The organism is Microcella flavibacter, from assembly GCF_012530535.1.
GTDB lineage: Bacteria > Actinomycetota > Actinomycetes > Actinomycetales > Microbacteriaceae > Microcella > Microcella flavibacter.
The window spans coordinates 2,154,142-2,177,307 of record NZ_CP051299.1 but is presented as its reverse complement, the minus strand read 5'-3'; the positions used below and the strand labels follow the sequence as shown (position 1 = coordinate 2,177,307).

20 protein-coding genes are annotated in these 23,166 nt (G+C 71.2%); 11 read left to right on the top strand and 9 right to left on the bottom strand.

Annotated elements, in window-relative coordinates; genetic code table 11:
• Window positions 1–81 precede the first annotated feature (81 nt).
• The 4 genes from HGB54_RS10345 to HGB54_RS10330 all read left to right on the top strand — a co-directional run bounded on the left by HGB54_RS10345 (window position 82) and on the right by HGB54_RS10330 (window position 5,551).
• Window positions 82–1,812: a glycerol-3-phosphate dehydrogenase/oxidase gene (locus HGB54_RS10345; RefSeq protein WP_168916352.1), complete on the top strand. Its 1,731-nt coding sequence runs from the start codon at window positions 82–84 to the stop codon at window positions 1,810–1,812.
• Between the two features lie 157 nt (window positions 1,813–1,969).
• Window positions 1,970–2,725, top strand: a complete 756-nt coding sequence (locus HGB54_RS10340; RefSeq protein WP_168916351.1) for an MIP/aquaporin family protein — start codon at window positions 1,970–1,972, stop codon at window positions 2,723–2,725.
• A 176-nt stretch (window positions 2,726–2,901) separates the two neighbouring features.
• On the top strand, window positions 2,902–4,416 hold the full coding sequence (gene glpK, locus HGB54_RS10335) for a glycerol kinase GlpK (RefSeq protein ID WP_168916350.1): 1,515 nt from the start codon (window positions 2,902–2,904) through the stop codon (window positions 4,414–4,416).
• Between the two features lie 280 nt (window positions 4,417–4,696).
• The gene (locus HGB54_RS10330) at window positions 4,697–5,551 is read left to right on the top strand and encodes an endonuclease domain-containing protein (RefSeq protein ID WP_168916349.1); all 855 of its coding nucleotides are present in this window, start codon (window positions 4,697–4,699) and stop codon (window positions 5,549–5,551) included.
• Between the two features lie 124 nt (window positions 5,552–5,675).
• Here the strand turns inward: HGB54_RS10330 and HGB54_RS10325 are convergent, their stop codons facing one another.
• The 5 genes from HGB54_RS10325 to HGB54_RS10305 form a co-directional block, all read right to left on the bottom strand.
• Window positions 5,676–6,398 carry an HAD family hydrolase gene (locus HGB54_RS10325; RefSeq protein WP_168916348.1) on the bottom strand — a complete coding sequence of 241 codons (723 nt, stop codon included), beginning with the start codon at window positions 6,396–6,398 and terminating at the stop codon, window positions 5,676–5,678.
• Between the two features lie 52 nt (window positions 6,399–6,450).
• Window positions 6,451–7,020, bottom strand: coding sequence for a GNAT family N-acetyltransferase (locus tag HGB54_RS10320; RefSeq protein WP_168916347.1), 570 nt, complete (start codon window positions 7,018–7,020; stop codon window positions 6,451–6,453).
• Window positions 7,021–7,024: 4 nt separating this feature from the next.
• Window positions 7,025–8,029: a tryptophan--tRNA ligase gene (gene trpS, locus HGB54_RS10315; RefSeq protein ID WP_228545794.1), complete on the bottom strand. Its 1,005-nt coding sequence runs from the start codon at window positions 8,027–8,029 to the stop codon at window positions 7,025–7,027.
• A gap of 101 nt (window positions 8,030–8,130) precedes the next feature.
• Window positions 8,131–8,991, bottom strand: a complete 861-nt coding sequence (locus tag HGB54_RS10310; RefSeq protein ID WP_168916346.1) for an exodeoxyribonuclease III — start codon at window positions 8,989–8,991, stop codon at window positions 8,131–8,133.
• An 84-nt stretch (window positions 8,992–9,075) separates the two neighbouring features.
• Window positions 9,076–10,146, bottom strand: a complete 1,071-nt coding sequence (locus tag HGB54_RS10305; RefSeq protein WP_168916345.1) for a YihY/virulence factor BrkB family protein — start codon at window positions 10,144–10,146, stop codon at window positions 9,076–9,078.
• Between the two features lie 111 nt (window positions 10,147–10,257).
• Between HGB54_RS10305 and HGB54_RS10300 the strand changes: the two genes are divergently transcribed.
• Together HGB54_RS10300 and HGB54_RS10295 are read left to right on the top strand one after the other, a co-directional pair.
• Window positions 10,258–11,223 (top strand): hypothetical protein, encoded by a 966-nt coding sequence (locus tag HGB54_RS10300; RefSeq protein WP_168916344.1) that lies wholly within the window; start codon window positions 10,258–10,260, stop codon window positions 11,221–11,223.
• Window positions 11,224–11,335: 112 nt separating this feature from the next.
• The gene (locus tag HGB54_RS10295) at window positions 11,336–12,556 is read left to right on the top strand and encodes a hypothetical protein (protein ID WP_168916343.1); all 1,221 of its coding nucleotides are present in this window, start codon (window positions 11,336–11,338) and stop codon (window positions 12,554–12,556) included.
• A gap of 99 nt (window positions 12,557–12,655) precedes the next feature.
• Here HGB54_RS10295 and HGB54_RS10290 read toward each other — a convergent pair whose 3' ends face one another.
• From HGB54_RS10290 to sdhC, 4 genes are read right to left on the bottom strand one after another with little or no spacing between them, the layout of a single operon-like run.
• Window positions 12,656–13,408 (bottom strand): succinate dehydrogenase iron-sulfur subunit, encoded by a 753-nt coding sequence (locus HGB54_RS10290; RefSeq protein WP_168916342.1) that lies wholly within the window; start codon window positions 13,406–13,408, stop codon window positions 12,656–12,658.
• A complete protein-coding gene (gene sdhA / locus HGB54_RS10285) occupies window positions 13,408–15,195 on the bottom strand; it encodes a succinate dehydrogenase flavoprotein subunit (RefSeq protein ID WP_168916341.1) in 1,788 nt (595 codons plus the stop codon). Before sdhA ends, HGB54_RS10290 begins: the two co-directional genes overlap by 1 nt.
• Window positions 15,195–15,638 carry a succinate dehydrogenase, hydrophobic membrane anchor protein gene (sdhD, locus tag HGB54_RS10280; protein ID WP_168916340.1) on the bottom strand — a complete coding sequence of 148 codons (444 nt, stop codon included), beginning with the start codon at window positions 15,636–15,638 and terminating at the stop codon, window positions 15,195–15,197. The genes sdhA and sdhD overlap by 1 nt, the downstream gene beginning before the upstream one ends.
• 2 nt (window positions 15,639–15,640) lie before the next feature.
• Complete coding sequence (gene sdhC / locus HGB54_RS10275; RefSeq protein WP_267237863.1) at window positions 15,641–16,030, bottom strand: succinate dehydrogenase, cytochrome b556 subunit; 390 nt, start codon at window positions 16,028–16,030, stop codon at window positions 15,641–15,643.
• Window positions 16,031–16,293: 263 nt separating this feature from the next.
• Between sdhC and HGB54_RS10270 the strand changes: the two genes are divergently transcribed.
• From HGB54_RS10270 to HGB54_RS10250, 5 genes are all read left to right on the top strand, one after another.
• The gene (locus HGB54_RS10270; protein ID WP_168916339.1) at window positions 16,294–17,415 is read left to right on the top strand and encodes a mannose-1-phosphate guanylyltransferase; all 1,122 of its coding nucleotides are present in this window, start codon (window positions 16,294–16,296) and stop codon (window positions 17,413–17,415) included.
• Window positions 17,416–17,651: 236 nt separating this feature from the next.
• A complete protein-coding gene (locus tag HGB54_RS10265) occupies window positions 17,652–18,740 on the top strand; it encodes a BMP family lipoprotein (RefSeq protein ID WP_168916338.1) in 1,089 nt (362 codons plus the stop codon).
• A 248-nt stretch (window positions 18,741–18,988) separates the two neighbouring features.
• Window positions 18,989–20,503: an ABC transporter ATP-binding protein gene (locus HGB54_RS10260; RefSeq protein WP_168916337.1), complete on the top strand. Its 1,515-nt coding sequence runs from the start codon at window positions 18,989–18,991 to the stop codon at window positions 20,501–20,503.
• Window positions 20,500–21,873: an ABC transporter permease gene (locus HGB54_RS10255; RefSeq protein WP_168916336.1), complete on the top strand. Its 1,374-nt coding sequence runs from the start codon at window positions 20,500–20,502 to the stop codon at window positions 21,871–21,873. Before HGB54_RS10260 ends, HGB54_RS10255 begins: the two co-directional genes overlap by 4 nt.
• Window positions 21,870–23,165, top strand: a complete 1,296-nt coding sequence (locus tag HGB54_RS10250; RefSeq protein ID WP_168916335.1) for an ABC transporter permease — start codon at window positions 21,870–21,872, stop codon at window positions 23,163–23,165. The genes HGB54_RS10255 and HGB54_RS10250 overlap by 4 nt, the downstream gene beginning before the upstream one ends.
• Window position 23,166 lies beyond the last annotated feature (1 nt).

Genomic DNA, 23,166 nt, shown 5'->3' with positions numbered 1-23,166 from the left:
GATGCGGACGACTTCTCTCGTCCGCACCACGATTGTCTCACCGCCGCTCGACAGACGGCGGGAACAGGAGAGTGATCACCGATGCCCACGCCGACGCAGCCCACCGCTGTCCGCGACACCGTCGCCGCCCTGCGCGACCGACCGCACGCCGACGTGCTCGTCATCGGCGCCGGCATCAACGGCATCGCCACCTTCCGCGACCTCGCCCTCAACGGCGTCGACGTCGCCCTCGTCGAGCGCGACGACTACGTCTCGGGCGCCTCCGCCGGCTCCTCGCACATGATCCACGGCGGCATCCGCTACCTCGAGAACGGCGAGTTCCGCCTCGTGCAGGAGTCGGTGCACGAGCGCAATGCGCTGCTCCGGCTCGCTCCGCACTACGTGCGGCCGCTGCCCACGACCATCCCGATCTTCTCCACCTTCTCGAGCCTGCTGCGGGCGCCCTTCCAGTTCATCGGCATCAAGCCGAAGGAGGGGGCGCCGAAGAAGGAGCGCGGCGCGCTCATCATCAAGGTCGGCCTCACCATCTACGACACCTTCTCGCGCGACGGCGGCCGCGTGCCGCGCCACCAGTTCCGCGGGGCGAAGGAGTCGAAGCAGCTGCTGCCGAAGCTGCGCGACGACGTCAAGTACACGGCCACCTACTACGACGCCTCCATGCACGACCCCGAGCGGCTCGGGCTCGACGTGCTCTACGACGGCATCGCCGCGGGCGACAACGCCCGCGCCTCCAACTACGTCACCGCGGTCGGGATGACCGAGGGCGGCGCCGTGACCCTGCGCGACACCCGCAGCGGCGAGCAGTTCGAGATGACCGCGAAGGTCGTCGTCAACGCATCCGGCCCCTGGACCGACCTCACCAACGCCGCGCTCGGCGACGAGACGCGGTACATGGGCGGCACCAAGGGATCGCACGTCGTGCTCGACAACCCCGAGCTCTACGAGGCCTGCAACGGCCGCGAGATCTTCTTCGAGTTCACCGACGGCCGCATCGTGCTCATCTACCCGCTCAAGGGCAAGGTCATGCTCGGCACGACCGACCTCGAGCACGACATGAACGAGCCGATCCGCTGCACCGAGGAGGAGGTCGACTACTTCTTCGAGCTCGTGAAGCACGTCTTCCCCTCGATCGCCGTCGACCGCTCGCAGATCGTCTTCCGCTTCTCGGGCGTTCGGCCGCTGCCGCGCAGCGACGCCGACTCCACCGGCCAGATCTCGCGCGACTACCGCATCGAGAAGGGCAGCCTCGGCGGCACCCCCGTGCTCAGCCTCGTCGGCGGCAAGTGGACCACCTTCCGCGCCCTCGGCGAGCAGCTGGGCGGGCTCGTGCTCGAGACCCTCGGCCGCGAGCGCACCGTCAGCACCGACGGCCGCCTGATCGGCGGAGCCGTCGGCTACCCGACGACCGACGCGGAGCGCGCCGCCTGGCTCAAGGAGCACGGCGCCGTCGTCGGCGCCGAGCGCGCCGACACCCTCCTCGACCGGTACGGCACGAGCGCCGAGGCGATCATCGCCCGCATCGCCGCCGGGCAGGATGCCCCGCTCGCCTCCAACGCCGGCTACAGCCGGCTCGAGCTCGAGCACCTGGTCGAGACCGAGCAGGTCGTCCGCCTCGTCGACGTCGTCCTGCGCCGCACCTCGCTGGCCTTCACCGGCCAGGTGACCGCGGCGCTGCTCGACGAGCTCGCCGAGATCGTCGGCGGGGTGCTCGGCTGGAGCCCGGAGCAGCGCGCCGCCGAGCGCGCGGCCGCCGCGGACTACCTCGCCGACCACCACGGTGTGCAGGTCGATCACGCGCAGGAGGCCCGGTAGAGCATCCTGAGCATCACGACGGGGCGATGATGCCCCGAAGGATTCCGCCAGCGGCCCCCGGGTCGTGAGCGGAAGCGCCCCGGCCCCGGTCGGAGCGCGCCCCTCCCGGCCGGGACCGCGGCCGGGAGGACCACCCTGAACAGAGGAAGAAGTCAACGTGGACAATCTCGCAGTGGTACTCCTATCGGAGGTCGTAGGAACCGCCATGCTCCTGCTGCTCGGTGCGGGCGTCGTCGCCAACGCCGTTCTGGCCAAGACCAAGGGCAATGCCGGCGGATTCCTGATGATCAACTTCGGCTGGGGCCTCGCGGTCTTCGCCGGTGTGACCGTCTCATACGCCTCGGGCGCGCACCTCAACCCCGCCGTCACGATCGGACTCGTCACCAACGGTGCGACCGAGTTCGGTCAGGGCGTGCCGGTGAACCTGCTCTCGATCCTGGGATACATGGGCGCTCAGCTCGTCGGAGCCTTCATCGGCGCCGTGCTGGCCTTCCTCGCCTACAAGCAGCACTTCGATGAGGAGCCCGACGCGGGCACCAAGCTCGCCGTCTTCTCGACGGGCCCCGGAATCCGCGGCTACGGCTGGAACGTCGTCACCGAGGTGCTCGGCACCTTCGTGCTCGTCTTCGTCGTCATCGGCTTCGGCCGTGCCGAGCCCGGAGCCGGACTCGCCGCCCTCGGCGCTCTGCCCGTCGCTCTGCTCGTCGTGGGCATCGGCGCCTCGCTCGGTGGCCCGACCGGCTACGCCATCAACCCGGCCCGTGACCTCGGCCCGCGTCTGGCGCACGCCATCCTGCCCATCAAGGGCAAGGGCTCGAGCGACTGGGGCTACTCCTGGGTGCCGGTCGTCGGTCCGCTGATCGGCGGCGCTCTCGCCGGTCTCGCGGCCACGGCGCTGCTGCCCATCCTCTAGCGGTCGACGACGGCGGATGCCCGGCGCGGGCATCGTGCAGGCTCGCGCCTGGGCATCCGCCCCCCGTCGCCTCGTCCGCGCCTCGCCGCGCGCCCGCACGACCCGCACGCGCACCACCCGATCAGCATCACCCCCGCCGGCCAGCCGGCATCGATAACGAAGGAGTTACCACCCTCATGGCCACTTACGTACTCGCCATCGACCAGGGCACCACCAGCACCCGCGCCATCATCTTCGACCAGAAGGGCTCGATCGTCTCGAGCGGCCAGATGGAGCACGAGCAGATCTTCCCGAAGGCCGGCTGGGTCGAGCACGACCCGATGGAGATCTGGGCCAACACCCGCGAGGTCATCGGCCAGGCGCTCTCGAAGGCCTCGCTGACCCGTCACGACATCGCCGCCGTCGGCATCACCAACCAGCGCGAGACCGCGGTGGTCTGGGACAGGAACACCGGCAAGCCCGTCTACAACGCGATCGTCTGGCAGGACACCCGTACGCAGTCGATCGTCGACCGCCTCGCCAAGGACGGCGGCGTCGAGCGCTTCAAGCCGACCGTCGGCCTGCCGCTCGCCACGTACTTCTCGGGCACGAAGATCGTCTGGATCCTCGAGAACGTCGAGGGCGCCCGCGAGGCGGCGAACAACGGCGACCTCATGTTCGGCACCACCGACACCTGGGTGCTGTGGAACCTCACCGGCGGCACCGACGGCGGCGTCCACGCCACCGATGTCACCAACGCCTCGCGCACCCTGTTCATGGACCTCGAGACGCTGCAGTGGGACCACTCGATCCTCGAGGCCTTCGACGTCCCGGCGTCGATGCTGCCCGAGATCAAGTCGTCCTCCGAGGTCTACGGCACCGTGCACGGCAGCTCGCTGCTGCGCGAGGTGCCCGTCGCGGGCATCCTCGGCGACCAGCAGGCCGCCACCTTCGGCCAGGCCGCCTTCGACACCGGCGAGTCGAAGAACACCTACGGCACCGGCAACTTCCTCATCTTCAACACGGGTGAGGAGATCGTGCACTCCAAGAACGGCCTGCTGACGACCCTCGGCTACAAGCTCGGCGACGCGAAGCCGCACTACGCGCTCGAGGGCTCCATCGCCGTCACGGGCTCGCTCATCCAGTGGCTGCGCGACAACCTCGGCATCATCAGCTCGGCCCCCGAGGTCGAGACGCTCGCCAAGACCGTCGACGACAACGGCGGCGCGTACTTCGTGCCCGCCTTCTCGGGCCTGTTCGCGCCGTACTGGCGCTCCGACGCGCGCGCCGCGCTCGTCGGCATGACGCGCTACGTCAACAAGGGCCACATCGCGCGGGCCGCGCTGGAGGCGACCGCCTTCCAGACCCGCGAGGTCATCGAGGCCGTCAACGCCGACTCCGGCGTCGACCTCACCGAGCTGAAGGTCGACGGCGGCATGATCGCCAACAACACCCTCATGCAGTTCCAGGCCGACATCCTCGGCGTGCCCGTCGTGCGCCCCGTCGTCGCCGAGACGACCGCGCTCGGCGCCGCCTACGCCGCCGGCCTCGCCGTCGGCGTGTGGGGCTCGCTCGACGAGCTGCGCGCCAACTGGCAGGAGGACTCGCGCTGGACGCCCAACATGGACGACGCCGAGCGCGACCGCCAGATCCGCCTCTGGAAGAAGGCCGTCACGAAGACCTTCGACTGGGTGGACGAGGACGTCAACTAGTCCCCTCGCGGGACTCCCCTCCGCAGTGGTGGTAGCTGCGGAACGGCGGGCGGGGCGCTTCGGCGCTCCGCCCGCTTCGGCGTGCCGGGCCGTGATTCGTGTGCTAGTTCCTGCATTCTCGAGCCGGTGTCGCGAGGTCAAGGGGATTCGGCTGAGTCGCTCCGGCTCTCTGCCGGAGTTGCGACACGCGGCTCGTCACCAGGATCGGCTCGGGTCGTACTCTCCCGCGACGCGATGACTCGGCCGTCGCCCGAGCTCAGTGGCGAGCATCCTCGGCCGCATGGATCTCATCGCCGGCGAATCCCTCGGCCCGCACACGACTGCCGAGCTGCACGCCCTGTTCGGTCGACGACGGACGCAGGCCATGGTCGGGAGCGGTGCGCTGGTGCGGGTGCGCCGAGGCGTCTACGCGAGCCCGCACCTCCCCGTGCCGGTCCGTCACGCGATCGCCGTCGGAGGGCGCGTGACCTGCGTGTCGGCGGCCGCGCAGTTCGGGCTGTGGGCTCCGCCGGAGCCCGGGCTCCACGTGCACCTCACTCGGGATCGCGCTCGCATCCGTGACGTTGATGGGCGGCGAACCGTGACGTCTTCGCCTGCGGGCCTCACCCGGCACTGGTGGTCGATCGGCGACGAGCCGACCTCGACGTCCACCTCGATCCGGGATGCCCTCGCCCATGTCGTGAGGTGCCAGCCCCGCCCGGTCTCGGTCGCCGTTCTCGACAGTGCCGTGCATCTCGGAGCGATCACGCCGTCGGACGCACGTCGCGCGATCCGCGGCGCCCCGCGGCGTACTCGCCTCGCCGAGACGGATCTCGACGGCAGGGCGGAGTCGGGGATCGAGTCACTCGTTCGGCTCGCTCTTCGAGACGCCGGGTTGCGGGTGGACGTGCAGGTGGTGGTACCCGGCGTCGGACGCGTGGATCTGCTCGTCGAGGGCCGGGTGGTCGTCGAGGTGGACGGGCGGCGGTGGCACCACGACCAGCAGGCGCGCGACTACCCTCGCGATCTCGAGCTGATTCGGCGTGGATTCGTGGTCGTGCGGGTCGATTATGCGCAGGTGATCGGCAATCTGCCCGGTGTCGTTCTGGCTGTTCGCCGGGCGACCAGCGCCGCTCATCGCCCGGGCGTGACGTAACTCCTGCAATCGTGAAGGAGAGACTTGACCGGACGGAGAGCGGGCGCGGTCCAGGACCCGAATTGCAGGATTTCCGGCACGCCCGCCGGCGTCGGTACACGTATTCAGGCAGATGAGGCGCGAACTACGGCGCGACGCGCTCGGGCAGCTCGAGCAGGCTCGTGATGCGCGGCACGGGCAGGGCGTCGGGCGACGCCGCGGACTCGGACGCGAGCGCGCTCGACAGCTCGCCGCGGTCGAGCCAGAGGCCGAGCATCCCCGCGTCGTGCGCGCCGATCGCATCGGTGCGCAGCCGGTCGCCGACGTAGGCGCACGCCGCGACGTCGACGCCGAAGGCGCGCGCGGCCGCCTCGAAGATGCCGGCGGCGGGCTTCGCGATGCCGACCTCGCCCGAGGCGATGACGTGGTCGATGCGGTCGGCGAGTCCGATCGCGACGAGCTTCTCGGTCTGGAAGGCGATGTCGCCGTTGGTGATGATGCCGAAGCGGATGCCCGGCACGCGCTGCTCGAGCGCGTCGAGCGCCGGCAGCACGTCGTCGTAGAGCGCCCACCCCGCGCGGTAGCCGTGCATGTAGCCCTCGAACCAGTCGAGGGCCTCGGAGGGCGAGGGCGCGATGCCGAACGGCGCGAGGAACCCGCGCACCCGCTCGCGCCGCTGCTCGAGGAAGTCGAGCTCGTCCGTGAGGTACCGCGCGTAGTGCTGCTCCTCGAGCGCGCGCCAGCGCCGCAGCTCGGCCTCCGCGTCGGCCGCGGCGAGGGCGCCGCCGGCTGCGATCCGCGCGGCGCCGAGCCCGTGGGCGACGGCGCGGGAGTGCGCCATGAGGCAGTCGTCGAGATCGAACAGCATCACCCGGACGGCCGCGGCGCTCTCCGCGCGGCGGTCGGCCGCGGACGACCCGTCAGCGCGCACCCAGCACCGGCCACTCGCTCGCGGGCTGCACGGTGCCGAGGTGCTCCCGCCGCAGCACGGCGCGCCAGCCGCCCTCCTCCAGGTCGGGGCGCACGTTCGCGATGCGGCCGGTGCCGTCCCAGCGGAACCCGGTGCGTTGCGCGACCAGGGCCGAGCCGAGGTTGCCGGCAGCGGCCTCCCACCGCAGCTCGTCGACGCCCTCGTGCCCGAAGGCCCAGTCGATGACCGCGGCCGCCGCCTCGGTCATGACGCCCTCCCCGCGATGCGAGGCCCCGAGCCAGTAGCCGATCATGCCGCGGGCGCGCTGCCAGGCGACGACGCCCATGAGCGGAGCATCCGCCGCCCGTCGGATGCCGAAGACGTACTCGACGTCGTCGCGCCACCACTCGGGCACGAGCTCGAGCACGAAGCCCTCCGCGTGGAACCGCTCGTAGGGCACGGGGACGGGCACGAAGCGCTGCAGCTGCCGATCCTGGCAGGCGGCGAACACCGCGTCGACGTCATCGGCGCACGGCGCGGACAGCGTGAACCGCGGCGTGGTGAGGACGACCGGCTGCACGCGATCAGCCCCGGGGCAGGAACCCGACGGCGTCGTAGACGCGGGTGAGCGTGGCGTCGGCGATGGCGGATGCCCGCTCGGCGTTGATCCTCAGCAGCCGGTCGAGCTCGCCGGGGTCGTCGAGCAGCTCGAGGGTGCGCTCGCGGATCGGCCGCAGCTCCTCCACGACGGCCTCGGCGACCGCGCCCTTGAGCGCGCCGTACTGCTGCCCGGCGAAGGAGTTGACGAGGGCGTCCATGCCCGTCCCAGTGACGAGGGAGAGCATCGTGAGCAGGTTGGAGACGCCCGGCTTCTCGACCGGGTCGAAGCGCACGACGCCCTCGCTGTCGGTGACGGCCGACTTGATCTTCTTCACGATGGTCTTGTCGTCGTCGAGCATCCACACGATGCCCTGCGGGCTCTCGCCCGACTTCGACATCTTCGCGGTCGGGTTCTGCAGGTCGTAGATCTTCGCGGTCTCCTTCAGGATGCGCACCTCGGGCACGACGAGCGTGTCGCCGAAGCGCGAGTTGAAGCGCGCCGCGAGGTCGCGGGTGAGCTCGATGTGCTGGCGCTGGTCCTCGCCGACGGGCACGACGACCGCGTCGTAGAGAAGGATGTCGGCCGCCTGCAGGATCGGGTAGGTGAAGAGCCCGACCGAGGCCGCCTCGACGCCGCCGCGGGCCGACTTGTCCTTGAACTGGGTCATGCGGGCGGCCTCGCCGTAGCCCGTGATGGTGTTGAGCACCCAGGCGAGCTCGGCGTGCGCGCGCACGTGCGACTGCACGAAGAGCGTCGAGTGCTCGGGGTCGATGCCTGCGGCGATGTACTGCGCGGCGGTGCGACGGGTGCGCTCGCGCAGCTCGGCGGGATCCTGCGGCACGGTGATGGCGTGCAGGTCGACGACGCAGAAAACGGCGTCGTGGCTCGCCTGCATGTCGCGCCACTGCAGCAGCGCGCCGGCGTAGTTGCCGATGTGCAGGCTGGCGGCGGAGGGCTGCATGCCCGAGAACAGGCGGGGGAGGCTCATGGGTTCATCCTCTCAGGGGATGCGCGGCGCGAGTGACCCGCCGAGATCCGACGAGGCGCAGCCTCGTCGGCGCTGGCGTCGCGGGATCGCGATGCGATCCTCTATCGCTCCAGCGCGCAGATCGAGTAGTCGACGACCACCGGAGCGTGATCGCTCCACCGGGTGTCGTACGAGGCGGCGCGGTCGACGCGGTAGTCGACGACCCGCTCGGCGAGGGCCGGGGTGGCGACGTGGTAGTCGATGCGCCAGCCGGTGTCGTTGTCGAAGGCCTGGCCGCGCTGCGACCACCAGGTGTACGGCCCGTCGACTTCGCCGGCGTGGCGGCGGCCGACGTCGACCCAGCCGAGGCCGGGGCCGGTCGACCCGTCGACGCCCTCGACGGGCTCGCCGAGCGGCCCGAAGAAGCGGTCGAAGTAGGCGCGCTCGCGCGGCAGGAACCCGGCGCTCTTGCGGTTGCCGCGCCAGTTCTTGATGTCGAGCTCGCGGTGGCCGACGTTGAGGTCGCCGACGACGAGCGCGAGCTCCGAGTGCGCCGCCAGCTGCGGCAGGCGCTCCTCCATCCCGTCGAGGAACTTCCACTTCTCGTCCTGCTTGGGGGTGTCGACCTCGCCCGAGTGCACGTAGCAGCTGACGACCGTGAGCCGGGTTCCGTCGACGTCGAGGTCGGCCTCGAGCCAGCGGCCGGCCGAGTCGAAGTCGTCGGGCCCGATGGCGGTGCGGTGGGCGTCGAACTCGCGCCGGGCGGCGATCGCGACCCCGGCGCGGCCCTTGGCCGTGGCGGCGTCGTGCAGAATGCTCCAGCCGTCGCCCAGCAGGCCGCGCAGGTCGTCGGTGGAGGCGCGCACCTCTTGCAGGGCGAGCACGTCGACGCCCCGCGCATCCAGCCAGTCGCCCATGCCCTTGCGGTACGCGGCGCGGACGCCGTTGACGTTGACGGAGGCGATGCGGAGCGGTGCGGGCATGGTCCCCATCCTAGATTCGACCACCGACAGGGATGCCCGGCCTCCGCGCGGCCGCGCCCCGGCCGACCGGCGTGCGACCGCCGGTCAGCGCCGCAGCAGCCGCGCCCAGAAGCCGCGCTTCCCCGCCGACGCCTCGGGGTGCGCGGCGACGAGCGCGCGCGCCTCCTCCAGCCGCTTCGCCTCGAGCTCGGGGTCGAGCACGATCGCGGCGTCCGTCACCCCGACCGCGATCCAGGCCGCCGCGATGAGGATCACCTGGCACACGAGGTTGAAGAAGATCAGCAGACCGATGATGACCGCGAAGGAGGCGAGCAGCGGGTTGGAGGTCGCGCCGCCGAGCAGCAGGCCGCTGAGCACCTTGAGCGCGCCGAGACCGGCGGCGCCGAGGAGGGCGCCCGTGCGCAACCGGGCGAAGGGGATGGGCACGCCCGCGAGCACGCGGAACAGGGCGGCGAGCACCACCGTGTCGAGGGCGAACATGACGGCGAGCGAGACGATGCGCGAGAGCACGAGAGCGACGGGCGTCTCGCGCAGCCCGACGAGCCCGAGCACGAGGTCGGTGGCCTGGGTGCCGACGACGCTCAGTGCGGCGGAGAGGATGAGCAGGGCGCCGAAGCCGACCGCGAGGCCGAGATCCTTGAGGCGCAGCAGCAGCACGTTGCCCTCGACCGCGGGCAGTCCGAAGAGCGCGCGCACGGCGTCCCGCGCCGAGGCGAGCCAGCCGAGCGCGGTCACGAGCAGGCCGATGAGGGCGATCACGCCGCTGAGCCGGAACACGCCCGCGTTCAGCAGATCCTCCGGGTCGATCGCGCCGCCCCCCGCGCCGTCGTCGATGAGGCCGGGCACGCTCTCGCTGAGGATCGAGATGAGGCTCTGCCGCAGCCCGACGTCGCCGGTGAGCACGAGCCCGGCGATCGAGAAGCCGACCCAGATGCCGGCGAAGACGGCGAAGATCGCCTGGTACGCGAGCCCGCTCGCGAGGATCGGCCCGCGCTCGGAGCCGTAGTGCAGGAAGACCCGCACGACCCGCCACTGCATGACGCGCTGCACGATCACGCCGATCCGGGCGCCGATGGCGGGATGCTCCGCCTCGGGCTCCTCGTCGCCGTCCCGCCGAGCGGGCGACGGTCGGGGGTCGGTGCGGGTCTCGGCCATCGTCCAACCCTAGCGAGCGCGGTCGTCTCGGTAGTTCTACCGAGAGGGGGTTGACGGATGCTCGCAACAGGAGCATGGTTCCTCTACCGATCGCACCCGGGGGGTGATTCGATGAGCGGAGTCGCTGAGGGGCGGCCCTCCACGGCACAGGCCGTGGAGCAGAGCGCGACGCGCCGCGGCGCGGGATCGCGCTGGCGCTCCCTCCTCGTCGCCGGCCTCGCGCTCGCCGCCGGCTGGACCCTGTTCGGCGTCCTCTCCCCGAGCGACGGCGCCGCGGCGGCCGAGCAGCGCCCGGCGTCGCTCGGCTCCCTCCTCGGCGGAGCGGGGGACGGCCTCACCTCCGTCGTCGACTCCGCCACCGATGCCGTCGACGCGACCGTCGACGGCGCCGTCGCGGTGGTGGATGCCGCTGCCCCCGTCGCCGCCCCGCTCACGCAGATCGTGGTCGAGCAGGGGGCCGCACCGGTCACCGCCGCGGTCGACTCCACCACCGGCGCCGCCGTCGGCGCGGTCGTCGGCACGACCGCCCCGGTCGTCGAGGTCGTCGTCGAGGTCGTCGCCGACCTGCCCGCGCTGCCCACGGTTCCCACCCCCGAGCCCCCCGCGACGGATCTCCCCGGCGCGCCGGCGCCCTCGCCGGCCCCGACGCAGCCCGCCGTCGACCTCGTGCCCGGGCTCGACCCGGCACTGCCCGCCGGACAGGGCGCCGAGACCGACCTCGGCGCGGCGTCGAGCGCGGCCCTCCCCGCCGCCCTCGTCGGGAGCGTCGGCATCGCGGTCGCCGCCGAGCCGTCGACCGTCGCCGGCCCCGTCCCGGGCGCCGGCGCCGAGCTCCCCGCGCCGGTGGGCGCGCCCGACCTGCTGAGCCCCGCCGACGACCCGACCGCGCACGGTCCGCTCGCCGGCGACCCCGTCGCCGTCTCGTCCGTCACCGCGGGCGCCGCGCCCGGCGTGCTCGGGGCCGCGATGCTCGACGCCTCGGGCGCTCCGCAGCTCGACGCCGGCCGCACGGCGCCGCCGCGCGATGACCGGCTGCCCGTCGCCCCGTCCTCCGACTCCGTCCCGTCTCCCGACTGAGAGCGGATGCGCTCGCGCGCGCCCTCAGGGCAGCGCGAGCACACGCATCCTTCGCGTCCGGCGCGACCGCGCCGACGTCCCTCTCAGCACGCAGACCAAGGAGTACATCACCATGTCCAGATTCATGACCAAGGCGCTCTGGAGCGTCGTGATCGCGGGCGGCATCAGCGTCGCCGGCGCGACGGCGGCATCGGCCGCCGACTCGAGCGGCGACGACTCGCTGCTCGGCGGGACCGTCGTCGGCGGTCTCGTGTCGATCCCCGTGTCGGTGGGCGACGTGTCGCTCGGCCTCATCGGCGACGCCGCGACGGGCGGCTCGACCGCGCCCGCCCCGGCCCCGGCCCCGGCTCCCGCCCCGGCCCCGGCCCCGGCCGCATCGTCCGGTGCCGACTCGATCGGCGGCGGGACGGTCGCGGCGCCGGTCGTGAGCATCCCGATCTCGGTGGGCGACGTCTCGCTCGGCGTGATCGGCGACGCCTCCTCCGGCGGATCGACCGCATCCGCACCCGCGCCGGCGCCGGCCCCGGCGCCCGTCCCGGCGGCACCCGCGACCTCGACCGGTGACGACTCGGTCGCCGGCGGCACGGTGGTGTCGCCCGACGCGATCGCTCCGATCACGGTCGGCGACGTGGCGCTCGGCGTCATCGGCGATGCGACGACCGGCGGCTCCACCGCCGGCGGCGCGCCCGTCGAGGCGGCGCCCGCTGCGGGCTCCGGCTCGAGCTCGGGTGACGACTCGATCGCCGGCGGCACGGTGGTGTCGCCCGACGTGATCGCTCCGATCACCGTCGGCGACGTGGCGCTCGGCGTCATCGGCGACGCGACGACCGGCGGCTCCGGCACCGGGGGCGGGATGCCCGGCCTCCCGATCATCGGCGGGGGCACGGGCGGCACCTCCGGCGACGACTCGCTGCTCGGCGGCACCCTGCTCGACCCGACGATCACCCTGCCGATCACCATCGGCGACGTGGCGATCGGCGTGATCGGCGACGCCGAGACCGGGACCGACCCGGGCACGGATCCCGGAACCGACCCGGGCACGGACCCCGGCACTGACCCGGGCACGGACCCCGGCACCGACCCGGGCACCGACCCGGGAACCGACCCCGTCACCGACGCGGCCCCCGACGGCACCGTCACCACCGGGACCGGTGCGGACGATGACGGCGTGACGCCCGCCTCGGTCACCGCGGCGGCGTCGGAGGGCCGGCTCGCGCTGACCGGAGCGAGCCCGGTCGCCCCGGCGCTCGGCCTGCTCGGTGCGCTGCTCGCCCTCGTCGGCCTGGGCTCCGCTCTGCTGGTCCGTCGCCGCGCGGCGCTCGCGGCGGAGTGATGCCCGCGGTCGCCCGACCGGCGTCGTCGGCCGGGCGACCGCGCACGACCGACGGCCCCGGGATGAGCATCCCGGGGCCGTCGGTCGTGCGCGGTGCGACTAGGGCTTGCCGCGCAGGATGGCCTGCTTGACCTCGGCGATCGCCTTGGTCACCTCGATGCCTCGGGGGCACGCCTCGGAGCAGTTGAAGGTCGTGCGGCAGCGCCACACGCCCTCCTTGTCGTTGAGGATGTCGAGGCGCACCTGGGCGGCCTCGTCGCGGCTGTCGAAGATGAAGCGGTGCGCGTTGACGATCGCGGCGGGGCCGAAGTACTGCCCGTCCGTCCAGAACACCGGGCACGAGGAGGTGCAGGCGGCGCAGAGGATGCACTTGGTGGTGTCGTCGAAGCGGGCGCGCTCCTCGATCGTCTGCAGGCGCTCCTTCTCGGGCTTCGAGCCCGCGACGAGGAACGGCTGCACCTGGCGGTACGACTCGAAGAAGGGCTCCATGTCGACGATGAGATCCTTCTCCAGCGGCAGGCCCTTGATGGCCTCCACGTAGATGGGCTTCGTGATGTCGAGGTCCTTGATGAGCGTCTTGCAGGCCAGGCGGTTGCGGCCGTTGATGCGCATGGCGTCCGAGCCGCAGATGCCGTGGGCGCACGAGCGGCGGAACGACAGCGTGCCGTCCTGATCCCACTTGATCTTGTGCAGGGCGTCGAGCACGCGATCGGTCGAGTACATCTCGACGTCGAAGTCCTCCCAGTACGGGTCCGCATCCTTCTCGGGATCGAAGCGCCGCACGATGAGGGTGACGGTGAACGCCTGGATGGCCGCGACCTCGGCGGCCGGGGTTGCGGTGGCGGTCGCCATCAGTACTTCCTCTCCATGGGCTGGTAGTGGGTGATCACGACGGGCTTCCAGTCCATGCGGATGTGGTCGCTCGCGTCGGCGCTGTGCGCGTCGCCCGTGAGGTACGCCATCGTGTGCTGCATGTAGTCGGCGTCGTTGCGGTCGGGGAAGTCGTCGCGCATGTGGCCGCCGCGGCTCTCCTTGCGGTTGCGCGCCGAGTAGACGACGACCTCGGCGATGTCGAGCAGGAAGCCCAGCTCGATGGCCTCGAGGAGGTCGGTGTTGAAGCGCTTGCCGCGGTCCTGGATGCCGATGTTCTGGTACCGGTCGCGCAGGCGCTCGATGGTCTTCGTGACGCTCTCGAGGCTCTCCTCGGTGCGGAAGACCTGGGCGTTCTTGTCCATCTCCTCCTGCAGCTCCTTGCGCAGCACCGACACGCGCTCGGTGCCCGTCGAGGTGCGCAGGCGCTCGACGAGCTCCCGCACCTCCTTGGCCGGGTCCTCGGGCATCGGCACGAGCTCGGCGGTGCTGGCGTACTCGACCGAGTAGCGGCCGGCGCGCTTGCCGAAGACGTTGATGTCGAGCAGCGAGTTGGTGCCGAGGCGGTTGGAGCCGTGCACCGAGACGCACGCGCACTCGCCGGCGGCGTAGAGGCCGGGGATGACGGTGTCGTTGTCGCTCAGCACCTCGGCCTTGATGTTGGTCGGGATGCCGCCCATCGCGTAGTGCGCGGTCGGCATGACCGGCACGGGCTCGTGCACGGGGTCGACGCCGAGGTAGGTGCGGGCGAACTCGGTGATGTCGGGCAGCTTGGTCTCGAGCACCTCGGCGCCCAGGTGCGTGCAGTCGAGCAGCACGTAGTCCTTGTTGGGGCCGGCGCCGCGACCCTCCGCGACCTCCTGCACCATGCAGCGCGAGATGATGTCGCGCGGGGCGAGGTCCTTGATGGTCGGGGCGTAGCGCTCCATGAACCGCTCGCCGCTGGCGTTGCGGAGGATGGCGCCCTCGCCGCGCGCGCCCTCGGTGAGGAGGATGCCGAGACCGGCGAGACCGGTCGGGTGGAACTGGAAGAACTCCATGTCCTCGAGGGGGATGCCCTTGCGCCAGATGATGCCGACGCCGTCGCCCGTGAGGGTGTGGGCGTTCGAGGTGGTCTTGTAGATCTTGCCGAAGCCGCCGGTGGCGAAGACGATGCTCTTCGCGCGGAACACGTGCAGCTCGCCGGTGGCGAGCTCGTAGGCGACGACGCCCGCGGCCTTCCCCTCGTTCATGACGAGGTCGAGCACGTAGTACTCGTTGTAGAACTCGATGCCGAGCTTGACGCAGTTCTGGAAGAGCGTCTGCAGGATCATGTGGCCGGTGCGGTCGGCCGCGTAGCAGGCGCGGCGCACGGGCGCCTTGCCGTGGTCGCGGGTGTGCCCGCCGAAGCGCCGCTGATCGATCTTGCCGTCGGGCGTGCGGTTGAAGGGCAGTCCCATGTTCTCGAGGTCGATGATCGCGTCGATGGCCTCCTTCGCGAGGATCTCGGCCGCGTCCTGGTCGACGAGGTAGTCGCCGCCCTTGACGGTGTCGAAGGTGTGCCACTCCCAGCTGTCCTCCTCGACGTTGGCGAGGGCGGCGGCCATGCCGCCCTGCGCCGCACCCGTGTGGGAGCGCGTCGGGTAGAGCTTGGAGATCACGGCGGTCTTCGCGTTCGGGCCGGCCTCGATGGCGGCGCGCATGCCGGCGCCGCCGGCGCCGACGATGACGACGTCGAACTCGTGGTGGTGCACCGCCGGCGTGGCCGGCGACGTCAGGGTGTCAGTCATCAGAGGTCCTCACAGAACGATGCGACGAGCGAAGGGTCCGCGCCGGCGGGGCACGGGTCGAAGGTGTAGATAACGAGCGTGCCGAGGATCACCAGGGCCGCGGTCGAGACGGCGATCGCGCCGAGCAGGATGCGGCGCACCTGGGGCTTGTCGACGTAGTCGTTGACGATCGTGCGCATGCCGTTCGCGCCGTGGATCATCGCGAGCCAGAGCAGCGCGGTGTCCCAGACCATCCAGAACGGATCGGCGAGCTTGCCGGCGACGAAGGCGAAGTCGATCTGCTTCACGCCCTCGCCGAGGAAGAGGTTGACGAAGAGGTGGCCGAAGATCAGCACGACGAGCACGACGCCCGATGCGCGCATGTAGATCCAGCCCCACTTCTCCCAATTGACGCCCTTGCGGGTCGTCGCGTACGGGGTGCGGGGTGCGTCGATGGTCGTCATGATCAGCCTCCGAAGACGTTCATGAGGTGGCGGGGGGCGAAGCCGATCATGAGCACGGCCCAGAGCCCGAGCACGCCGTAGAACATGCCGCGCTGGTACCGGGTGCCGACGCCCCAGAAGTCGACGAGGATGATCCGCAGCCCGTTGAGCGCGTGGAACCCGATCGCGCCGACGAGGGCGAGCTCGCCGAGGCCCATGATCGGCGTCTGGTACGAGCCGATCACGATGTTGTAGGCCTCGGGGCTGACCCGCACGAGCGCGGTGTCGAGGATGTGGACGAGCAGGAAGAAGTAGATGGCCACGCCGGTGATGCGGTGGAGCACCCATGACCACATCCCCTCGCGGCCGCGGTACAGCGTTCCGGCGAGTCGAGACGGTCGGGGAGCGGGGATGGTCGGGGGTGCGGAGCCGACGGCTCCTGCTCCCGTTACCTTCGCTGGCACGAGAAACCCTCCTCAGGGCAGGGACGACGGGCGCAGGATTCTGCGTCCATGAGATCCGGTGATGCCCGGACCGAGCTCGACTGGTGGCCGCCGATGACTGAAGTCTACGTCGACTTATCTGAGTGCTCGGGATGCTCCGCTGACCACCCCCTCCAAGGGGGGAGTGCTGTCGGCGGTGCACCGCGAGCCGAGCGCCACTAGGGTTTCGCCCTATGGAGCGACTCGAAGGACCCCTCGCCGACTTCCACGCCATCATCCCCGCGGGCGGCGTCGGATCGAGGCTCTGGCCGCTCTCGCGGGCCGAGGCTCCCAAGTTCCTCCACGACCTCACCGGCAGCGGCCACACGCTCCTGCGCGACACCTGGCAGCGCCTGCTGCCGCTCTGCGGTGAGGACGGCATCACGGTCGTCACGGGGCGGGCTCACCGCGGCGCCGTCGAGAAGCAGCTGCCCGAGCTGCGCGCGCAGAACATCATCCTCGAGACCGAGCCGAAGGACTCCTCGGCCGCGATCGGGCTCGCGGCGGCCATCCTGCATCGCCGCAACCCCGACGTCGTGATCGGGTCGTTCGCGGCCGATCACGTCATCTCCGACGCGCCGCGGTTCCGCCGCGCGGTGACGGAGGCCGTCGCCGTGGCGCGCGCCGGCTACATCACCACCATCGGCATCACGCCCACGGAGCCCTCGGTCGGCTTCGGGTACATCCACTGCGGCGAGCCGCTCGTCGTCGAGGGCGCCCCGCACGCCGAGATCGTCGACAGCTTCGTCGAGAAGCCCGACCTCGAGACGGCGACGCGGTACGTCGCCTCCGGCGACTACCTCTGGAACGCCGGCATGTTCATCGCCCGCGCCGACCGGCTGCTCGCCCAGCTGGCCGAGACGCAGCCGGAGCTGCACGAGGGCCTGCTGCAGATGGCCGAGGCCTGGGACACCCCGAAGCGCGACCGCGTGGTCGACGCCATCTGGCCGATGCTCACGAAGATCGCGATCGACTACTCCGTGGCCGAGCCCGCCGCGGCGGCCGGACGCCTCGCGGTGGTGCGCGGCGACTTCCCGTGGGACGACGTCGGGGACTTCTCCTCGCTCGCGAAGCTGCTCTCGGGCGGTCGCACCGGCGATCTGGCGATCCTCGGCGAGGGCGCGCGCGTGCTCGCCGACTCCTCGAGCGGCGTCGTCGTCAGCCAGAGCCAGCGGCTCATCTCCCTCATCGGGGTCACCGACATCGTCGTCGTCGATACGCCGGATGCTCTGCTCGTGACCACGCGCGAGCACGCGCAGCGCGTGAAGAGCGTCGTCGACGCCATCAAGCTCTCCGGTCGCAACGACCTGCTCTAGCGCACCCGCGAGCCCGGAGCGGCCGCCGCCCGGCGCGCCCCGACCTGCTCATCCGCGCACTCCTGCGCGCATCCACCGGTTCGAGCCTTGGATTTCCGCGGAATTTCGGGCGCGTCGCATCTTCGTAACGCTTGCATCACCCGGCCCCTCCGGCACTGCTCAGCAGGCCCGCGCACCGCTAACGTGTAGCCACACAGCCCCAGCGCCCCTCGCTGGGCACCTTTTTGGAGGACACAGTGAACTTCACTTCCCGTAAGGCCGCGGTCAGCGGTCTTGCCATGCTCGGAGCGAGCGCGCTCGTGCTCGCCGGGTGCGCCGCGGCGCCCGAGGAGGGCGGCACCGCCGGCCCCACCGACGAGGCGCTCGACTTCCTTCCCTGCATCGTCTCCGACGCCGGCGGGTTCGACGACCGCTCGTTCAACCAGGCCGGCTTCGAGGGCCTCGAGCGCGCAGCGGAGGAGCTCGGCGTCGAGTTCACCGATGTGCAGTCGCAGGACGAGAACGCCTACGGCCCCAACGTGCAGAGCCTCGTTGACGAGGGCTGCGACCTCATCATCACGGTGGGCTTCCTGCTCGAGGAGGCGACCGCCGAGGCCTCCGCCGCGAACCCCGACATCAACTTCGCGATCATCGACTCGGCCGTCGAGGGCGACAACGTCAAGCCGATCCAGTTCGACACCGTCCAGGCGGCGTTCCTCGCCGGCTACGCGGCCGCGAGCTACTCCGAGACCGGCGTCGTCGGCACCTTCGGCGGCCTGCCCATCCCGCCCGTCACGATCTTCATGGACGGCTTCGTGCAGGGCGTCGAGTACCACAACGAGGTCAACGGCACCGACGTCCAGGCCCTCGGCTGGGACTTCGAGGCGCAGGACGGCGCCTTCACCGGCGGCTTCGACGCCGGCACCGAGGCCCTCACCACGGCCCAGGGCCTCCTCGACCAGAACGTCGACGTGCTGCTGCCCGTCGGTGGCCCGATCTACCAGTCGGCCGCCGAGGCCATCCGCGACTCCGGTCGTGAGGTCGCCCTCCTCGGCGTCGACTCCGACGTGTTCGAGACCGACCCGAGCGTCGGAGACCTGCTCCTCACCTCGGTGCTGAAGAACATCAGCAACGGCGTGTACGACGTCGTCATGGCCGCCGGCGAGGGCAACTTCGACAACTCTCCCTATGTCGGCAACCTCGAGAACGAGGGCGTGGGCCTCGCCCCGTTCCACGACTTCGAGTCGCTCGTCGACGCCGAGCTGCAGGCGCAGCTCGACGAGATCACCGTCGGCATCATCGACGGCTCGATCGAGGTCAGCTCGCCGGCGTCGCCCGGTCAGTAGTCCCACCCAGTTCCACCCGGGGGAGGCCAGCGCTGCTGGCCTCCCCCGGCCCGTTCTCCGGGCTCCCGCCGCTGCTCGCCGACGGGGCCACTGCTCAGATGCGCGCATCCCTGCTCATATCGCGGTGCTCGCGCTCCCGTACCATTAGCCGCAGGGCACGCCGCGGTCGCCCTGCTGCGGCCTGCGGTACCCGGAACTCCACCACTCGCACAGCGCCGGCCCACCCTCGGCGCGGGAAGGCGCGGAGCATGAAACTCGAGCTTCGTGGCATCACCAAGCGCTTCGGCGCCCTGGTCGCCAACGACCACATCGACCTCATCGTGCAGCCCGGCGAGATCCACGCCCTGCTCGGCGAGAACGGTGCGGGCAAGTCCACGTTGATGAACACCCTCTACGGCCTGTACCAGGCCGACGAGGGCGAGATCCTGCTCGACGACCAGGTGCAGGCCTTCGCCGGCCCCGGCGACGCGATGAACGCGGGCATCGGCATGGTGCACCAGCACTTCATGCTCATCCCCGTCTTCACGGTGGCCGAGAACGTCATGCTCGGCAACGAGAAGACGCGCGCGGCCGGTCTGCTCGACCTCGACGCCGCCCGGGCGAAGGTGCGCGAGATCTCAGCCCGCTTCGGCTTCGAGATCGACCCCGACGCCAAGATCGAGGATCTGCCCGTGGGCGTGCAGCAGCGCGTCGAGATCATCAAGGCCCTGTCGCGCAACGCGAACGTGCTCGTCTTCGACGAGCCGACCGCCGTGCTCACCCCGCAGGAGACCGACGAGCTCATGGGCATCATGCGCCAGCTCAAGGACGAGGGCACGTCGATCGTCTTCATCACGCACAAGCTGCGCGAGGTGCGCGAGGTCGCCGACCGCATCACGGTCATCCGCCTCGGCACGGTCGTCGGCGAGGCCTCGCCGACGGCGAGCAACGCCGAGCTGGCCTCCCTCATGGTCGGCCGCGCGGTCGACCTCACGGTCGATAAGGACACCGCGACGCCGGGCGACGACGCCCTCGTGGTGCGCGACCTCACCGTCACCGACCCGCTCGGCCAGGTGCTCGTCGACGGCATCTCGTTCAGCATCCGCCGCGGTGAGATCCTCGCGATCGCCGGCGTGCAGGGCAACGGGCAGACCGAGCTGACCGAGGCCATCATGGGCCTGCAGCGCCACACGGCCGGGTCGATCTCGCTCGACGGCGCCGAGCTCATCGGCCGCTCCACGCGCCAGGTGCTCGACGCCGGCGTCGGCTTCGTGCCCGAGGACCGCAGCGAGGACGGCATCGTGAAGGAGTTCACGATCGCCGAGAACCTCATGCTCGACCGCTCGACGGGCGAGCCCTTCGTCAAGCGCGGCACCCTGCAGCTCGCCGACCTCGACCGCTTCGCGGAGGAGAAGGTGCGCGAGTTCGATGTGCGCGCGCAGGGCATCACGTCCAAGGTGGGCCGCCTGTCGGGCGGCAACCAGCAGAAGGTCGTGCTCGCCCGCGAGCTGAGCCGCGAGCTGCGTCTCTTCATCGCCGCCCAGCCCACGCGCGGCCTCGACGTCGGATCGATCGAATTCGTGCACAAGCGCATCGTCGCCACGCGCGACGCCGGCGTGCCGGTGATCGTGGTCTCGACCGAGCTCGACGAGGTCGTCGCGCTCGCCGACCGCATCGCGGTCATGTACCGCGGGCGGATCGTCGGCATCGTGCCCGGCGACACCCCCCGCGACGTTCTCGGATTGATGATGGCCGGCGAGACGCCGGCGGAGGTGGCCGCATGAGCGACTCGAACACCACGCCCCCGCACAGCGGTCGCGCTCCCGACGGCCCCGGCAACGGACTCCCTGCCGCGCCGACCACGGCCGCCGTCGCCGCCGAGGCGACCGGGCCGCACGATCCCGCGACCACCGGCGCCGCGGCGGGCACCCCGCACGAGCAGCCGAAGTCGAACCAGCTGCTGAAGGAGATCTTCGGCGGCAGCGCGGCCATCTCGGTGCTCGCCGTCGTGCTCGCGCTCGTCTTCGGCGGACTGCTGATCGTCCTCACCGATGAGCGCGTCGCCGAGACCGCCGGCTACTTCTTCTCGCGCCCCGCCGACATGCTGCGCGCCGCGTGGGATGCCGTCAGCGGCGGGTACGCCGCCCTGTTCCGCGGGTCGATCTTCAACTACGAGACCGACCGCGGCTTCGCGGTCGCGATCCGCCCGCTCACCGAGACGATCGTCTTCGCCACGCCGCTCATCGCGGCCGGCCTCGGCGTCGCGCTCGCGTTCCGCGTCGGCCTGTTCAACATCGGCGGCCGCGGCCAGATCCTCATCGCCGCCGCCGCTGCGGGCTACGTCGGCGCCTACGTGCCGATGGCCCCGGGCCTGCACCTCGTGGTCGCGCTCGTCGTCGGCATCATCGGCGGCGCGATCTGGGGCGGCATCGTGGGTCTGCTCAAGGCCCGCACCGGCGCCCACGAGGTGATCGTCACGATCATGCTCAACTACATCGCGTTCTACCTCATCTCGTTCCTGCTGCGCACGCCGGGCGCCCTTCAGGAGCCGGGGCAGAACAACCCGCAGAGCGGGCCGATCCTCGAGTCGGCGCAGTACCCGAGCCTCCTGGGCCCGCAGTACAACCTCGACATCGGCTTCATCCTCGTCGTGCTCGCCACGATCTACGTCTGGTACCTGCTCAATCGCTCGGCGATGGGCTTCCAGTTCCGGGCCGTCGGCGAGAACCCGCACGCGGCGCAGACCGCGGGCATCGACGTCAAGGCCGTCTACGTCAAGGTCATGCTCATCGCCGGGGCCCTCGTCGGCCTCGCCGGCGTGCAGCAGGTGCTCGGCAACTTCACCGGGGGCTTCGCCGCCGGGCTCGACGCGGGCATCGGCTTCGACGCGATCACCGTCGCGCTGCTCGGCCGCTCCAAGCCCTGGGGCGTCTTCTTCGCGGGCCTGCTGTTCGGCGCGCTCAAGGCCGGCTCGTTCACGATGCAGGCCTCGGAGGGCATCCCGGTCGACATCGTGCTCGTCGTGCAGTCGTTCATCGTGCTCTTCATCGCGGCGCCGCCGCTCGTGCGCTCCATCTTCCGACTGCCGACGCCCGATGGCACGTACCAGTGGCGTCTGCCCCAGCTCGCCCGCAAGGCGGAGGTGACCCAGTGACCGCTGCACCCGCAACCGCCGCGCCGGTGACGACCCCGGCGGGAGCATCCAGCCCCATCGTGGTGCGCAGCTGGAAGGCGCCCATCGGCTTCGCGGTCTTCACCGCGCTCGCCGTCGTGCTGTTCTTCGCCCTCGGGCGCGGCGACCAGACGACCTCGTTCCGGCTCTCGGAGGCGCGCGACGCCATCCAGCTGCCGGCGCTCGACCTGCCGCTCATCGCCACGAGCGTCGTCGTCACCGTCTCGATGCTCGTCATCACCGGCGTCGCCTTCGCGCTCGTGCGCGCGGCGAAGAAGGTGCCGCTGTGGGTCGTGACGCTCTTCGCGGTGCTGTTCCTCGTCGGCTTCCTCACGTGGGCCGCCGCGGGCGCCACCGTGCCGCTCGTCGGCCTCCTCGCCGGAGCCCTCACCGTCTCGACGCCGCTCATCTTCGGCTCGCTCGGCGGCGTGATCTCCGAGCGCGTCGGCGTCGTCAACATCGCCATCGAGGGCCAGCTGCTCGCCGGCGCGTTCATGGCCGCCCTCATCGCGACCGTGACGGGCAGCCCGTGGGTGGGCCTGCTCGGCGCCATGATCGCCGGCGCCCTCGTCTCGTTCGTGCTCGCCGCCTTCGCGATCAAGTACTTCGTCGACCAGGTCATCGTCGGCGTCGTGCTCAACGTGCTCGTGCTGGGCCTCACGAGCTTCCTGTACTCGACCGTCATGGTGCCGAACCCCGAGCTGTTCAACTCGCCGGCCCGCTTCGAGCGCATCGCGCTGCCGCTGCTGAGCGACATCCCCGTGCTCGGCGGCATCCTGTTCCGCCAGACGGTCATCGTCTACCTCATGTACATCGCCATCGCGGTGGTCTGGTTCGGGCTCTTCAAGACGCGCTGGGGCCTGCGCCTGCGCGCCGTCGGCGAGCACCCGACCGCGGCCGACACCGTCGGCATCAACGTGCGCGGCACCCGCTTCTGGAACGTGCTGCTCGCCGGCGCGATCGTCGGCGGCGGCGGGGCGTTCTTCACCCTCGCGGCCATCGGCTCCTTCGGCAAGGACATGACCAACGGCGCCGGCTTCATCGCGCTCGCGGCCGTCATCTTCGGCCGCTGGGATCCGATCAGGGCGACGCTCGCCGCGCTGCTGTTCGGCTTCGCGACGAACCTGCAGTCGACGCTGTCGATCGTGGGCTCGCCCGTGCCGAGCGAGTTCATGCTCATGCTGCCGTACGTCGTCACCATCGTGGCGGTCGCCGGCTTCGTCGGGCTCTCCCGAGCCCCGGCGGCGAGCGGCAAGCCCTACATCAAGGCGTGAT